This window comes from Corynebacterium sp. MSK218 (assembly GCF_030232655.1).
In the GTDB taxonomy this organism is placed as follows: domain Bacteria; phylum Actinomycetota; class Actinomycetes; order Mycobacteriales; family Mycobacteriaceae; genus Corynebacterium.
Genome location: NZ_JASPGN010000003.1, coordinates 1 through 15,039 on the forward strand (window position 1 = coordinate 1; position 15,039 = coordinate 15,039).

Annotated in this window: 14 protein-coding genes; 10 read left to right on the forward strand and 4 right to left on the reverse strand. The window is 58.2% G+C overall.

Annotated features, from left to right (window positions below):
- Both QP922_RS02900 and QP922_RS02905 read right to left on the reverse strand, forming a co-directional pair.
- Window positions 1–944 (reverse strand): HNH endonuclease signature motif containing protein (locus QP922_RS02900; RefSeq protein ID WP_284807846.1); only part of this gene is annotated, 944 nt, incomplete at its 3' end.
- Between the two features lie 441 nt (window positions 945–1,385).
- Window positions 1,386–1,709: a hypothetical protein gene (locus QP922_RS02905; RefSeq protein WP_070671000.1), complete on the reverse strand. Its 324-nt coding sequence runs from the start codon at window positions 1,707–1,709 to the stop codon at window positions 1,386–1,388.
- A 48-nt stretch (window positions 1,710–1,757) separates the two neighbouring features.
- Here QP922_RS02905 and QP922_RS02910 point away from each other — a divergent pair, with 48 nt between their 5' ends.
- The 6 genes from QP922_RS02910 to QP922_RS02935 all read left to right on the forward strand — a co-directional run bounded on the left by QP922_RS02910 (window position 1,758) and on the right by QP922_RS02935 (window position 10,104).
- A complete protein-coding gene (locus QP922_RS02910) occupies window positions 1,758–3,131 on the forward strand; it encodes a DHA2 family efflux MFS transporter permease subunit (protein WP_284807847.1) in 1,374 nt (457 codons plus the stop codon).
- A 22-nt stretch (window positions 3,132–3,153) separates the two neighbouring features.
- The gene (locus QP922_RS02915; RefSeq protein WP_284807848.1) at window positions 3,154–4,185 is read left to right on the forward strand and encodes a 6-phosphofructokinase; all 1,032 of its coding nucleotides are present in this window, start codon (window positions 3,154–3,156) and stop codon (window positions 4,183–4,185) included.
- 32 nt (window positions 4,186–4,217) lie between these two features.
- Window positions 4,218–5,816 carry an aspartate:alanine exchanger family transporter gene (locus tag QP922_RS02920; RefSeq protein WP_284807849.1) on the forward strand — a complete coding sequence of 533 codons (1,599 nt, stop codon included), beginning with the start codon at window positions 4,218–4,220 and terminating at the stop codon, window positions 5,814–5,816.
- A 43-nt stretch (window positions 5,817–5,859) separates the two neighbouring features.
- Window positions 5,860–7,365 carry an Asp-tRNA(Asn)/Glu-tRNA(Gln) amidotransferase subunit GatB gene (gene gatB, locus QP922_RS02925; protein ID WP_070671008.1) on the forward strand — a complete coding sequence of 502 codons (1,506 nt, stop codon included), beginning with the start codon at window positions 5,860–5,862 and terminating at the stop codon, window positions 7,363–7,365.
- Between the two features lie 55 nt (window positions 7,366–7,420).
- Window positions 7,421–8,482, forward strand: coding sequence for an NAD(P)-dependent alcohol dehydrogenase (locus QP922_RS02930; RefSeq protein ID WP_284807850.1), 1,062 nt, complete (start codon window positions 7,421–7,423; stop codon window positions 8,480–8,482).
- 197 nt (window positions 8,483–8,679) lie between these two features.
- Complete coding sequence (locus QP922_RS02935) at window positions 8,680–10,104, forward strand: YkvI family membrane protein (protein WP_284807851.1); 1,425 nt, start codon at window positions 8,680–8,682, stop codon at window positions 10,102–10,104.
- Here the strand turns inward: QP922_RS02935 and QP922_RS02940 are convergent.
- Window positions 10,101–10,790 (reverse strand): LysE/ArgO family amino acid transporter, encoded by a 690-nt coding sequence (locus QP922_RS02940; protein ID WP_284807852.1) that lies wholly within the window; start codon window positions 10,788–10,790, stop codon window positions 10,101–10,103. The two genes, QP922_RS02935 and QP922_RS02940, sit on opposite strands and share 4 nt — an antisense overlap.
- Window positions 10,791–10,860: 70 nt before the next feature.
- Between QP922_RS02940 and QP922_RS02945 the strand changes: the two genes are divergently transcribed.
- The 4 genes from QP922_RS02945 to QP922_RS02960 all read left to right on the forward strand — a co-directional run bounded on the left by QP922_RS02945 (window position 10,861) and on the right by QP922_RS02960 (window position 13,644).
- A complete protein-coding gene (locus QP922_RS02945; RefSeq protein WP_284807853.1) occupies window positions 10,861–11,745 on the forward strand; it encodes a LysR family transcriptional regulator ArgP in 885 nt (294 codons plus the stop codon).
- Between the two features lie 28 nt (window positions 11,746–11,773).
- The gene (locus QP922_RS02950; RefSeq protein WP_284807854.1) at window positions 11,774–12,802 is read left to right on the forward strand and encodes a DoxX family protein; all 1,029 of its coding nucleotides are present in this window, start codon (window positions 11,774–11,776) and stop codon (window positions 12,800–12,802) included.
- A gap of 93 nt (window positions 12,803–12,895) precedes the next feature.
- Window positions 12,896–13,333: a hypothetical protein gene (locus QP922_RS02955; RefSeq protein ID WP_284807855.1), complete on the forward strand. Its 438-nt coding sequence runs from the start codon at window positions 12,896–12,898 to the stop codon at window positions 13,331–13,333.
- The gene (locus QP922_RS02960) at window positions 13,330–13,644 is read left to right on the forward strand and encodes a transcriptional regulator (RefSeq protein WP_284807856.1); all 315 of its coding nucleotides are present in this window, start codon (window positions 13,330–13,332) and stop codon (window positions 13,642–13,644) included. Before QP922_RS02955 ends, QP922_RS02960 begins: the two co-directional genes overlap by 4 nt.
- 117 nt (window positions 13,645–13,761) lie before the next feature.
- Here the strand turns inward: QP922_RS02960 and QP922_RS02965 are convergent, their stop codons facing one another.
- Complete coding sequence (locus tag QP922_RS02965) at window positions 13,762–15,030, reverse strand: glycosyltransferase 87 family protein (RefSeq protein ID WP_284807857.1); 1,269 nt, start codon at window positions 15,028–15,030, stop codon at window positions 13,762–13,764.
- Window positions 15,031–15,039: the final 9 nt, after the last annotated feature.

Sequence of the window (15,039 nt, forward strand, 5' to 3'; positions counted from 1 at the left end):
AAGTTACTGGGATGAGTGGCACCACCATCGGCATAGTTGTGCCGGTGATCAAGCTGAGTGTGATGGGCTGGTTCAGTACATCCGTCGATGCGGCAGGTGCCGTCTCTTCCTTCGACTTCTTTACGCATGCCCACACCCGGGCGATAAGAATCAGTTTCCTCACTAGGTTCAGTCAGGTCGCGTTGCTTATCGTGCGGCATCCGGGTGGCTTTCCACCCAAAGCCCTCAACATAGGTTGGGGCATTGTCAACATCGCAGGCTCTATAAGTATTGAGGATAACGGTTGCCGGTGGGGTGATTTCACCACTGAGAAGTTTCCTTATGGCGTCGGTAAGGCTTAGGCCTTCGTGGGCGGCGGTTTTACGGATGAAGGCATCGAGTTGAATGCCGGTGTTCTCATCGACTCCAAGCTCAAGCCACGCTGTAGTGCCATTGGAGTAAAACGTGTAGGTATCTTTCGGGCGGGTGTCCCGATAGGCGATGGTGTCATCGAGCGCTTTGCACAGGTCGCGGACTTTGCGGCGAATTTGACTACGAGTGGGAAAAGCCTGGTTGGGTGTGCTGGGGGTGAAATAGTCAGCCAGCATGCCATCAATAAGCGCCAGCGTGGCAGTAGAAGGCCCGGCAAGAGCTGACATGGGCTGATCAATAGCGATAAGAGATTCAATATCAAGCACATAATGCTCTTCCTGCAAGGCCTTGACCTTAGGCAGGCTATCCAAGCGGTGGAGGGCTCTAAGGCCTGCTTTGATGTGTCCCTCGGTTAGTGCCCAGGCGTTAACCAGGCTCAGGGCTGTGGTATCGATATCGTCTTCAAGCTGTGGTTTACCACTAAGCCAGGCCTGAAAGGTGGCTTTCCTGGCAATGCTGCGGGCAACAGCGTGTGGGTTATGAGGGTTGGTAATGCTAAAGAAGGCGTCCGGCAGGATGGTGGTGGTGCTCATTGGCGTATCCCCGAAAATAATCTAGTTAGAAGAAGTGTTCTACAACCAATCCTAGTGGTGGCGCCACAATAGATCTATAGCCTGCGGGAATAAACTTCACGAATCAAGAAGCGTGGGGGTGTCAAGCAGTGCTTTAGGTTGTGCGTTCGACTCTTATCGAGCTGGAGGTATAGGTTCTACACATGTAAAACAACGGGGGTAGGTGCCGGACTGGTTGAGGGGATGCTCCCTTGCCAAGGAGTGGCCAGTGTTTTGCGGGCTAAATGGGGGTGGTGTGCAAAAAATAATTTGCCCACTTCTTTCCATTTGCGTAGATGGGTATTAGAGTGAACTTAGTGATTGCATCTGCTGGGTGCGGATCACACTGTGAGAGAGACAAATAAAACGCCCGCGAGCGCCATTCCCTAAATGGGTGCACGCTGGGCGTTTTATTGTGGGAGCTTACTGGGCGTCGGAAAGCGCGTAGGCGGCGCCGGCACTCGCGGCGGTGACAGTGAGGACAGACGGCCAAGCACCAATCTTCTTAGCTAGCGGGTGAGAAAGGCCGAACGCGCCTGCGTACAGTGCGGTCAATCCCGCAGTGGTTGCTGGGTTCGTCTTCGTCCACCAACTGCGGCCAGCCCATGCACCCGCGGCGGCGAGGACAACGCCACCGAGTGGACGAATTCCAGTCTCCCTGGCCGTGAGCCATCCGCCGATGAGACCAAGAGCCACGGTAGTGGCAGTTGAAACGTCCTGTGGTTTCTTAATATCAATCATTCCCATGACGCCCAGTGTAGGCCGGTGCCCGAGGCGACGGCTAGACTTCGTTCCATGAATCAACCCGTTGCGCTACCGCCTGAAAGCCAAGCTTGGCGCGCTATGGCCGCGCTGTCCCTGGGATTTTTCATCTCTCTGCTGGACCAGACAATGATCGCCGTTGCGCTTCCCGACGTCCTCCAGGAGTTCAACGCCGGAGTCAACCAGGTGTTGTGGGTGTCTGCTATCTACCTGCTAGCCGTTGTGGTTCCACTGCTGTTTACCGGCAGGCTCGGGGATATCTATGGGCAGAAGCGGATGTTCCAGCTCGGCGTGGGGCTCTTTGGCATCGGAGCTCTCCTGTGTGCCCTGGCGCCAAACGTGGAGTTTCTCATTGCGGCTCGCGCGGTTCAAGGCTTCGGAGCTTCCATTCAGATGCCGCAAACCATGGCGGTAATTAACCGGGTCTTTGCCCGTGAGCGGCGCGGTCGTGCGCTAGGTGTCTGGGGCATTGTGGGCTCGGTAGCGTCCTTGGCAGGACCTCTGTTGGGTGGATTTGTTGTTGCGGTCTTTGGCTGGCAGGCAGTCTTCTGGGTCCACGTCCCCTTCGTTATCGCGGCGATAGTGCTGGCAGCGCTGTGGGTGCCGTCGCTGCCAACGACGGCGAGGAAGATTGACTACGTGTCCGTGGGGGCGTCGTTTGTCGCGCTAACCTGCCTTGTCTTCGCCGTGCAGCAGGGACCGGAGACGGGCTGGTCGTGGTGGATCTGGGTGCTTCTTGGCGTAGGTCTCGTCGGCATCGCGGTCTTTGTTAGACTGCAAAAGCGCATCCGCGAACCACTGATTCCACTCGAGCTTTTCGCAGACCGTAACTATTCTGCGGGCTCGGTCGCAATTGTGGCGATGGGATTTATGGCGGCGTCGATGATGATTCCCATCATGATGTGGCTGCAGGGCTCGCAAGGGCTATCCGCACGGGATGCGGGCCTCGTTGTGACACCCATGGCGCTAGTGTCGCTGTGTGTATCGCCACTGGCAGGGATCCTTGCGGACAAGCTGGATCCGCGTCGACTGGCAGCTACCGGCTTTGGAATTCTTATTGCGACATTTTTCGCCTTGTGGTTTCTCATGCGTGCTGATGTCACTGCGTGGTGGTTGGCCCTGCCATGCGCAGCGTTGGGGGCAGGGCAGTCCTTTATTTGGGGCTCTAATGCGGCCACCACCATGCGAGATATCGAGCCACAGCTTATGGGCGCGGCATCGGGCGTGTATAACACGTCGCGTCAAGTAGGCTCCGTCATCGGCGTCGCGGCGGTCTCAGCCGTCATGCAGGTGGCCGGCGCTGCGAATTCCCTCATCATCATCGTGGTGATGCTGGCGGTAGGGTGGGGCGCGTCACTCTTCTTCCGCGATACCCTGCATGCGGTTCCGGAACCTGCACAGCTATAGGGAAGGGGGTAGATTGGGACTCATGCGTCTTGCTGTACTGACATCCGGTGGTGATTGCCCCGGTCTAAATGCTGTTATCCGCGCGGTCGTTCGTACCGCATCTAACGAGTTCGGCGATACGGTCGTCGGCTATGAGGACGGCTGGGTAGGTCTCATGGAAGACCGCCGCCGTGACCTTTATGACGATGCAGAAATTGACCGCATTCTTCTGCGCGGCGGCACCATCCTCGGTACGGGCCGTCTGCACCCAGACAAGTTCAAGGCGGGTTTGGATACCATCAAGGCCAATATGGCCGACGCCGAAGTTGATGCCCTCATCGCCATCGGCGGTGAGGGAACCCTCAAGGGTGCCAAGTGGCTTTCTGACAATGGCATTCCGGTCGTTGGCGTGCCGAAGACTATTGACAACGATGTTAACGCTACTGACTACACCTTCGGCTTCGACACTGCGGTCTCCGTAGCAACCGACGCCATCGATCGTCTTCACACTACGGCGGAGTCCCACGACCGTATTCTCATCGTTGAGGTTATGGGCCGTCACGTGGGCTGGATTGCGCTACATGCGGGTATGGCCGGCGGTGCACACTACACGGTGATCCCTGAAGTGCCGTTCGATATTGCTGATATCACCAAGGCCATGGAACGCCGCTTCCAAATGGGGGAGAAGTACGGCATCATCTGCGTCGCCGAAGGTGCCCTTCCGAAGGAAGGCACGATGGACTTCGAAGAGGGCGGCGTGGACCAGTTTGGTCACCAGACCTTCAACGGCATCGGCCAGGTCATCGGCGAGGAGATTAAGAAGCGTACGGGCTACGACGTGCGTACCACGGTCCTTGGTCACATCCAGCGCGGTGGAACGCCGACGGCCTATGACCGCGTCCTTGCTACTCGCTACGGCACCCACGCTGCACGCGCGGCACACAACGGTCAGTCCGGAATGTGTGTGGCCCTGCACGGCGAGAATATTAACTTGGTGCCTCTCGAAGAGGCCGTCGGCAAGCTCAAGGTGGTTCCGGAAAAGCGCTACGCCAACGCGCAGGCCCTGTTCGGCTAAAGGATGCGCAGAACCACGTCTTAAAGGAAGTAATGACGAGCGTCCTCGCTTATTTTGCTGAGCAACCCGTCCTGTTGGTCTTTCTGCTCATTGGTGTCGGCATGGCCTTGGGCGGCATCAAAAGCCGCGGCATTAGTCTAGGTGCGGCGGCGGTGCTCTTTTTGGGCATCGCCTTTTCGGCAGCGGCCTCGGCAGCTGGAGTGGAAGCATCGGTGCCGCCGATTCTGGGCATGTTCGGCCTCGTGTTGTTTGCCTTCGGAATCGGTAACAACTCTGGTGTGTCTTTCTTCAAATCTCTGAAGACGGCCACCGGGCCAGTCTTGTCCATGATTGGTGTGTTCATCATTGCCGCCATCGCCGCGTGGGGCCTGGGAACGTTTGTCTTTGAGCTTCCCCTCGCCACGATTGCGGGCACGTTTGCCGGCGCCGTGACGAATACGCCGGCACTGGCGGCGGCGTCGGAAGCCACGGGCGATCCTGGTGCTGCGACCGTGGGGTATGCGGTGGCCTACCTCTTTGGTGTTATCGGCATGCTGGTAGCGACAATCGTCGTACTTCGGGATGCCGGCAATGACGACGACACCCTTTCACCGGTGACCCGTCAGCACATGCAATTGCAGCGCGAAACGTCGATCGCTGAAATTGCCGACATTGGCAATGGGGAAATTCAGGTCACGCGTCTGCGTCGCGTCGGCAGCAATGACATTGTTATCCCCAAGTACTTTGATGTACTGCATCCAGGTGACGTTGTGACGCTGGTGGGCGCACCGGAGGACCTTGACAACATTATTGAGCGCTCCGGACGTGAGTCCCCACAGATTCTCAACGACGACCGCCATGACCTTGATTTCCGCCGCATCACCATTTCTGAGCACAATCTAGCGGGCCAGACCATTGCGGAGCTCAACAACCAGCTTTCTGATAGGTGGGGAGCGCGCATTTCTCGTGTCCGCCGCGCTGACAACGACCAGGTGGCTATCCCCGAGCACATCGTGGAATTAGGCGACCGCGTACGTGTGGTTGGCCGCCAGAGTGTCATGCGGGAGATTTCAGAATTTCTGGGTGATTCTTCCCAGGGACTGACCGACATAAACCCGGTGTCCCTCGGCTTGGGCCTTGCATTGGGTATTTTCCTGGGCCACATCGATATTCCGATCCCGGGTGGTTCTTCCTTCAACCTAGGTGCAGCGGCAGGAGTGCTCATCGTGGCACTCGTGATGGCGCGCATCGGGCGCATTGGTAGCACGGTGACGGCCTTGCCGCACTCCGCAAACACCATCTTGGCGGAACTGGGGCTCTTGCTGTTCCTAGCACAAGCAGGCACGAATGCTGGTAGTGAGATTGCCAGCGCCTTTACCAGTGGTTCGTGGTGGAAGATTCTCTTGCTCGGAATTGTTGTCACCACCATTGTGGCGACAGGGTACGCCTTTGTCTTGCGGAGGTTCTTGCATGTGGGTGCCACCAAAACTGCCGGTGCACTTGCGGGTGCGCAAACGCAGCCGGCAGTGTTGGCCTTTGTCAACAACCGCACCAGCACTGACCAGCGCGTAGCATTGGGATACGCCATGGTGTATCCGGCGGCAATGATTGCCAAGATTCTCATCACGCATGCCCTTACTGTCTTGGGCTAGCCGGTTGCGCATGGAGTCGCGCTGACATACTAAGATGGCACGCATGACTGCTGCGATGTATGACCTGATGGACTATGACGAGGTCCTAGAAAAGTTCGAACCCGTTATGGGCATGGAAGTCCACGTGGAGCTCAACACGGAGACCAAGATGTTCTCCACCTCGCCCACGAACTTCAACGCAGCCCCCAACTCCAACGTTGACCCGGTGTCCTTGGGCCTGCCGGGTGCTCTTCCTGTGGTCAACTCCAAAGGTGTGGAAGGCGCTATCAAGATTGGCCTCGCGCTGAACTGCTCTATTGCGGAGTCTTCGCGCTTTGCCCGCAAGAACTACTTCTACCCGGACCAGCCGAAGAATTACCAAATTTCCCAGTACGATGAGCCCATTGCGTACGACGGCTACCTGGACGTCGTTTTGGACGACGGCACCGAGTGGCGCGTGGAGATTGAGCGTGCCCATATGGAGGAAGACACCGGCAAGCTGACCCACCTGGGTGGCGCCGATGGGCGCATTCATGGCGCCACGACGTCGCTGGTGGATTGTAACCGTGCCGGTATTCCGCTCATTGAGATCGTGACGAAGCCGATTATTGGCGCTGGCGAGCGTGCTCCTGAAGTGGCCCGTGCGTATGTGTCCGCACTGCGCGAGCTCGTGGCGGCCTTGGGTGTGTCCGATGCCCGCATGGACCAGGGTTCGATGCGCGTGGACTCCAACGTGTCGCTGCGCCCGGTGGGCCAGGAGGAGTTCGGTACCCGCACTGAAACCAAGAACATTAACTCGCTGCGCTCGGTAGAGCAGGCGGTGCGTTTCGAGATGCAGCGTCAGGCGCAGGTGCTTGTCGACGGCGGAGCGATCGTCCAGGAAACCCGTCACTACCAAGAAACGGACGGCTCCACGTCGAAGGGCCGCCCGAAGGAGACCGCGGAAGATTACCGCTACTTCAATGACCCAGACCTGCCGCCGGTCATCGTGTCCCGCGAGTGGGTTGAAGAGATCCGCGAGACCCTGCCGGAGATGCCGTGGATTCGCCGCGCCCGCATCCAGGAAGAGTGGGGGCTTAAGGATGAGGAGATGCGTGACCTGGTTAACGCTGGGGCACTCGACCTCATCATCGAGACCGTGGAAGCCGGCACCACTCCGGATGAAGCCCGCTCCTGGTGGGTGTCCTACCTCACCGGTAAGGCTAACGAGGCAGGCGTAGAGCTCACCGCGCTGAGCATTACCCCGGCTCAGGTTGCACGCGTCGTCGAACTGGTCAAGGAAGGAAAGCTCACCACCAAGCTGGCACGCCAGGCGGTCGACGGTGTACTGGAAGGTGAAGGTGACGTCGATGAGGTCGTCGCCAAGCGTGGCCTCGAGGTCGTACGTGATGACGGTGCCATTGAAAAGGCCGTCGACGAGGCGCTGGCTGCCAATCCCGACATCGTGGAGAAGTACAAGGCCGGCAACAAGAAGGTCACCGGTGCCATCGTCGGTGCCGTCATGAAGGCTACCCAGGGCAAGGCAGACCCGGGTCAGGTCAACCAGCTCATCGCTAAGAAACTCTCCTAATTGGTAAAAGTTTCCATTATGCGAGGTCAGGCGCCTGCGGAGTACCGTGGGCGCCATGACTATTAGAGCGAAAGCACTGCAGAAGACCGGCCCTCACGAGCCCTACAAGGTCGTGACTATTGAGCGCCGCGATCCGCGCGCCGATGACGTCGTCATCGACATTAAGGCAGCCGGCATCTGCCACTCGGATATTCACACTATTCGCAACGAGTGGGGTGAGGCGCACTTCCCACTCACCGTTGGCCATGAGATTGCCGGCGTGGTGTCGGCCGTGGGGGAGGACGTCACAAAGTTCAAGGTCGGTGACCGCGTTGGTGTTGGCTGCATGGTCAACTCCTGTGGCGAGTGCGAGCAGTGTCAGGCCGGGATGGAGCAAAACTGTCTGAACGGAAATGTCGGCACGTATAACTCCACGGACGTCGACGGTACGATTACGCAAGGCGGTTACTCTGAGAAGGTCGTTGTCAACGAGAACTTCGTTCTCCGCATCCCAGATTCCCTTGATTTTGACGTGGCGGCGCCGTTGCTATGCGCTGGTATCACCACGTACTCGCCGCTGGCTCGCTGGGACGTTAAGGAAGGCCAGAAGGTCGCCGTCGTCGGCCTTGGCGGACTGGGCCACATGGGCGTGCAGATCGCTGCCGCGAAGGGCGCGGATGTCACCGTGATCTCCCGAACCACGCGCAAGGCTGAGGATGCCAAGAAGCTAGGGGCTAACCGCCTTCTGGCCACCACGGAGGAAGAGGACTTCTTTAGGAACCACCGCGGCGAGTTTGACCTCATCTTGTCCACCATCTCCGCTGAGTATGACCTCGAAGACTACTTGCGTCTGCTCAAGCCCCGCGGCATCATGTCTGTCGTCGGCCTTCCGCCAGAAGCTCTCTCACTGCGCCTTAACCGTCTCGTCGGCGGCGGCAAGGTGCTCACCGGCAACAACATCGGTGGCATTGAAGAAACCCAAGAGATGCTGGACTTCTGCGCGAAGCACAACCTCGGTGCAGTTATTGAAAAGGTCAGCGTCGATGAGGTTGACGCCGCCTATGACCGCGTCGTAGCCGGTGACGTCAGGTTCCGCTGTGTTATTGATACCGCGACGTTTGCAGACCACCAAGGATAGAAGGACTCTGTGACCTAGAACGGAGGCGGCGGTGATATTGCTCATTGGTGAAAGTATTTTGGAGTAATATCTCGGCCGTCGTATCTACATATTCTTTTCTGCGGGGCGTACCGTGGACATAAGTCTTGCGCCATGCTTCTGACGGGAGGTGTGGCGCGCTTTTATTCCTTCACAATCAGAAAAGAAGATGGATATACGTGTCGTATAAAAACGTTGTGGGCATTGCCCTGTCCTTTATCGGCTTGCTTGTGGGAGCAGGCTTCGCAACGGGCCAGGAAGTTGTCCAGTACTTTACGTCCTTCGGAATCAACGGAATCTGGGGCATTGTGGTTGCCGGCCTTGTTATGACCTTGGCCGGTACGGTGTTCCTTCAACTGGGCAGCTATTTCCATGCCAGCGAACACAATCAAGTATTCCGAAACATTACCCACCCCATCATCTCGCGCATTCTCGACGTCGCCGTGATTCTTACCCTCTTTGCAGTGGGCTTCGTCATGCTGGCTGGCGCGGGTTCCAACATGCAGCAGCAGTTCGGTTGGCCGGCGTGGGTCGGCTCACTGCTGATGCTCGTGCTCGTCATGGTGACAGGCATGATGGACGTGGACAAGGTCTCCCAAGTAATCGGCCTGCTGACCCCGAGCATCATCATTGCGGTGCTGTTTGTGGGCGGCTACACCTTGATGCACATGCCGGAGAACGTCTCCGCTGCCATCGACGCCTCCGCGGCCATTGAATCCCCGATTCCGAACTGGCTGGTTTCCGCACTCAACTACAACGGATTGGCCCTCATCCTGGCAGTCTCTATGTCGCTGGTCATCGGCGGTGACAACATCAGCCCGCGCGAAGCCGGCTGGGGCGGCATCGTGGGTGGCGCGGTCTATGCCCTGCTCATGGGCATCGCCGGCTTCTCCTTGCTGATGAACGCGGAATCTGTTGGTGATTCTGATATCCCGATGCTTACTTTGGTCGATGAGATTCACCCGACTCTCGGCCTCATCATGGCCGTCATTATCTACCTGATGATCTTTAACACGGCTATCGGCATGTTCTATGCGCTGGGTAAGCGCCTGTCCTCCGGCAACGAGTCGAAGTACCGCATTATCTTCATTGCCGGCTGCCTTGCAGGTTTCGCGGTATCCTTCGCTGGCTTCAAGGCTCTCATGCAGTATGTCTATCCAGTACTGGGGTACATGGGAATCGTCCTCGTGGCGATCTTGGTCTTTGGGTGGCTGCGTTCCTTGGGCCAGATTAAGGACGAAGGCCTGCGTCGTGAGCGCATTCGCGCACTGCTGCATCTCAAGCTGCACCCGGATGAGGCTTACGATGCCGAGCGCTACGACGACGAAATTGGTCAGCAGATTGCTGACTCCAACATGGATGATGAAGCGTTGTACGAGGATCTCGTCACGGAGGTTGTGGACGAGTTGCACGGCGACGAGGACGTGGATTTCGACAAAGAAAAGTGGGAGGAAAATCGCAACGACCACACCTACTACACCGAGCGCGACGGCGTGGAGCAAGATCGCAGCGAGGAAGAAATCAAGGAGTGGGTCGAGGAGACCGGCGCCGTCGGCGACCCCGCAGAGGACGAGCCCGTAGAGGACCGACCCGCTCAGAATTAATGCAGCAGTAGCTTTGCTGTTAGCGCAATCATGACGCAGCCGATGACGATGTTGACGAAGCGCCACGTCGTCGGCTTCGCCAGTACGTTGGAGAGTTTGTAGGCGCCGAAGCCGAGGGAGGGGAACCAGACGGCGCTCGCGAGAACGGCGCCGGCGGCGAAGACCCAGCGCTGTTCGCCGTATTGGTTGGCAATACCGCCGAGCATGACCAGCGCATCGACATAGGCCAGGGGATTAAGCCACGTCAGCGCCATTGCTGCCATGACGGGCTTGACCCAAGACTTGGAGCGTACGCGGGGACGAATCTTCGTCAGGACTGAGCCTCCCGGCGCATCGCTATTGCCGCCGTTAGCGTCAACCGATGCGGCGACGGGTTCGGTTTTCTGGACGACGAGTGCCTCTTGCTCCTTCTTAAAGGCATCGCGGAAGCAGGTGAAGCCAAAGTAGATGAGGTAGGCAGCGCCGAGGTACTTCACCACGGTCAGAGCGGTGGGGAAGCGCTCCACCAGAATGCCCACACCAGCGGTGCCGGCGTTGATCAGGACGACGTCGGACAGCAAACAAGCAAGCAGAATCGCACCGACGTGATCGCGTTTGATGCCCATCTTGATGATGTAGGCGTTCTGCGGTCCAATGGCGATGATGAGGGAGAGTCCCAGCGCAAATCCTGCGAGCAATACTGACATGGCATCCAGTGTGCGGAAGAATGCATATGAAGTCCAGTTAAGTGTTCTACAGCTGGTTTAAAATAGCTTCATGAACCCACTTCATACCGAAACTTTGCTGGCCATCGTCGATGAAGGCTCCTTTGAGGCAGCTGCAAGTGTGTTGGGAATCACTCCTTCTGCTGTGAGTCAGCGCATCAAAGCGCTTGAGGTCTCGACCGGACGTATCCTGTTGCGTCGCGGAAATCCCGTCACCGTGACCGAAGCCGGCGAGATCGTAGCCCAAGCCGCGCGCCGTATGGCGCTCGTCCAAGCGGAGGCGGATGCCCGACTTACTGAGCGCCTTTCTCGAGTTCCCCTGACCGTTGCTATCAATTCCGATTCACTTGCTACGTGGTTTCAGTCTGTTGTGCAGAAGACCGCTGCGCGTGGGGAAGCAGCTCTGCGTATCCGCATTGAGGATGAGGCCCGTACATTGGCCATGTTGCGTCGCGGCGATGTCCTCGGTGCGGTGACCCGCGAGCACACGCCGGTGTCTGGCTGCGAGTCGACATACCTGGGTACTATGCGCTATTTCGCCGTCGCTGCGCCAAGTCTCGCGGAGAGCTTCGAAGATTGGGACACGCTTCCCATCGTGGGATTTGGGCCCAATGATGCCACCCTTGATGATGCGATGCGCGAGCGCTTTATTGATTCCCGTGTTCTGCGCGCGCGGGTCTCACAAATCCCCTCGTCTGAGTCATATGTCGAGGCAGTGCGCTATGGGCTGGGGTGGGGCCTGGTGCCGCGGTTACAGGCGCAGCCTCTGCTGGACTCGGGGGAGCTGGTGCTTCTCGACGATTTCCCGCTCGACATCGACCTTTATTGGCAGCGATGGCGCCTCGAATCTGAGGTGCTTGCAGACCTCACCGCTGACGTCCTTGCCGCTGGCCGGGCAGTTTTAGCTACACGCCGCGCCGAACAGGATGCACCATAAGCGCCGTGTGCTGGCTTAAGTTGGAGGCATGAGCGATAAGACTCCTGATAAAGCAACCGACATCGACGATGACATCCCAACCTACAACTCTGGTGCTAATTCCGTAAAGGCAAGCAAGCTTGACAAGGCAGAGACCACCACTGACACCACCACTGACGCAGTGACTGATAAGGCTTCCGGCAGCGCTTCTACTGACGAGCCGAAGAAGAGCCGTCTCTTCCAACGTGCTGGCCGCGCTGAGCCGACGGTTATTAAGCCGAAGCCAGCGGAGGCCGCCACGACCGAACCTGCGCCTTCGTCTGATCCCGCTGCTGAGGCTAAGACCGAAACCTTTGAGAGTGCCTCTCGCGACACTCGCGACTCGCTGTCGTTCGATAGCGCCGCTACAGATACTGAGACCACCGCTTTTCCGCGAGCTGAAGCCACTGCAGAGCCTTCAGCTGAGACGTACGATGACGTACCGAGCACCGTCGCTGTGGCTGACCCGGCTATCGAGTCCGATTCTGAGACCAAGGTGACCGCGGAGGAACATGAGCGAGCTCGCCGCGGCACTATCGACTTCGGTCTGCTCTTCGTGCGTTTGGCACTGAGCATTTACCTGCTCGTCGCCGGTGCATCGACATTCTTCAAGCTTGGCGGCAATGAGGGGCTGTCGGGACTAGAGAACGAGTACGGCGAATACACCATGGCGGCCGCCCTGGCCATTGGTGTTCCGACCGTTCAGCTCATCGCTGGCGCCTTCCTGCTGCTCGGCTTGGTTACGCCGCTGGCGGCGATGTTCGGTCTCATTGTGACCGGCTTCGAGGCCATTCACGGCCTCAACGCCTCGGGCGATGGGCTGGATATCTTTGCCTGGAACGAAAGTGTTTGGCTGGGCCTCGTGCTGTTCGCCATCGCGGTGGCACTGCAGTTCACCGGCCCGGGTTTCATCTCCCTAGACTTCAACCGTTCCTGGACGCGCCGCCCGCTGGCGACGTCCTGGATTTTCATCGTCGTTGGTGTCGCAGCACTTGTGGCCGTCTGGTGGTTTGGAGCAGGCGTTAATCCGTTGAGCTAAGCTCTTCCTCTTGTTGTTTTCCATTGCGTAAAGTAAGTTGGTTTCCGCAATGGAAAACAATGCGGTTGAAACCGCGAGAGGGGAGTTTTCGGTATGCCGGATCAGGATGTTCGGGACGCACTTGCATTTGAGGAGCAACAGAGGGTGGCCGCGGCGAAGCGGCCACCTATCTGGCTGAGCCTGCTCGCAGCGGTAGCGTACGGCGCGTGGTTTGCTTACATGTGGATCAAGGATGACGTTCACCCGCTCGTCCTTGTTGGCGGACTGCTTCTTGTACTTGGGCTACTGGTGGGGCTAGCCTTCTTTTACCGCACGGGGGTGCGGGATTCGATGCGCCAGAAGGTGGATCCGCATGCCTCCCGAAGCGTGACCTGGCGCTACTACGCAGGGCTGGGCTTTATGATTCTGCCGGCACTCTTCAATCCCTTCGTTGAAGGACACGTTATTGCCTCGTGCATCGCAGGTGTGCTGTGCGCTGTGGCGGTCTTTTGGACGCTGCACACCGGCGCGCTGGATAGGATGCCGCGATGAGTGAAATCGATCCGGTAATCCACCCGCTCAATCGCTTTAAAATTTGCGCCACACTCAATGCTTTTGGCGCCACACAGGGCGGGGACATCAACCGTGAAATGAAATTCGCTATGTTGCGAGACCGCACGGAGCTTTCCGACGCCACTTTATCTAAGCAGCTTGGCGCCCTAGAACAAGCCGGCTACGTGACTCGTTTCCGCGAGTACGGCACCAGCCGCGCTAAGGATTCAGTGTGGGTTGCGCTCACGGAGAAAGGTGCAGTGGCCTTTAAAGGTCACTTAGCAGCGCTCAAGGCACTAGCCGAGGGCTGAGATCTGAATCGTGCTAATGAATGAGGTGCCCAAGTTGCCAAAGTTTTCCCTCGCGCGGCAATGACGGCGCATAACTTTGGCAGGTAGGGCAGTTTGCACCCCGAATCTGCGCTTGGCTTAGCTGGTAGGGGTCGCAGCGAGTGCAGCATGAGGTTTGTCTGCTTGGGTGTCCTTAACCTTGAGGCAGATGGCGTAGAGCGCCCACGTTAGGAGCGCGAGCCACACGAAGTCGTCGACCAGGAATTTTTGATACAGCGGCATCGTGTGAACATCAATGTTATCGCCGAACCACCACTTTCCTGGGACGGTGACGAGCATGCCTACCCAGGCCGCGAGCACTGCCAGCAGACTGCCGGCGACCCAGGTGGACTGGCGCCAAGTCCACGCGCGGTACACCAACACCGGCACGATGAGGGAGAGCCAGACCCAGTGGTGGGACCACGAGACGGGGGAGATGAGCAGCATGACGGTGGCAGTGGTGAGGTGGGCGTCGACAAGCAGCCCGTGCTTTACCTGCGACATAATGAGTGCGGAACCTCCAGCGATAACGGTGAGTGCCGCCACGAGCCACACAACGTTGATGAGCGTGCCGTGGTTGTCCATGGCCTCCTGAGACGTAAAGAGGCGCTGGATGACGCCCTTGAGGGAGGAATTGGACTGATAGGCCGTGCCCACGCCAAAGTCCCCGCCGGAGCCCATATCCAGCAGCTTTGACGTGAAGAACTCCACGAAGGCATCCCAGCGGTAGGCAGCGGCAAGTAACGTGGCCACAACCGCGGAGACGAAAGCAGTAAGAATCGGCTTCCACTCGCGGCGCAGCAGGAAGTACAGCAGCATGGCCAACGGCGTAATCTTGATGGCCGCTGCAAGGCCAATGAGCCATCCTTGGGGCAGCCAACGCTTGCGCGGCACGAGATCAAAGATGACCAGGGCCATGATGACGATGTTGATCTGGGCAAAGCCATTGTTGAGGCGAATGGGCTCAAAGAACATCGTCGCCGCCCATACCAGCGCCACTACGGGCAACAGCGGTTTAATCTTCAGCGCGCGGAATATGGCATACAAGCAGGCCAGCACGAGGGCGTCCGAGATGACGATCATGATGTTGCCCGCCATATCATCGCTCATCCACTCAAAGGCCGTGAGAGGCACCATGACCAGCGCGCCGAAGGGCGGATAGATAAACGGAAGTGCGATATCGCCAGCCTGCATAGGAACGGAGTACACCTCCGTGCCGTTCAGGAAGGCGCGCACGCCTTCGCGGTAGATGATCATGTCGACCGGGAAGTCCGTGGCCGTGATGTGGAGGACCATACCGATAAAGCCCACGATGAGCCCCGCGGCGGTTAAAAGCGTGCGCCCAAAGGCGTTAGTGGCGAATTTCATCGCCTTTAC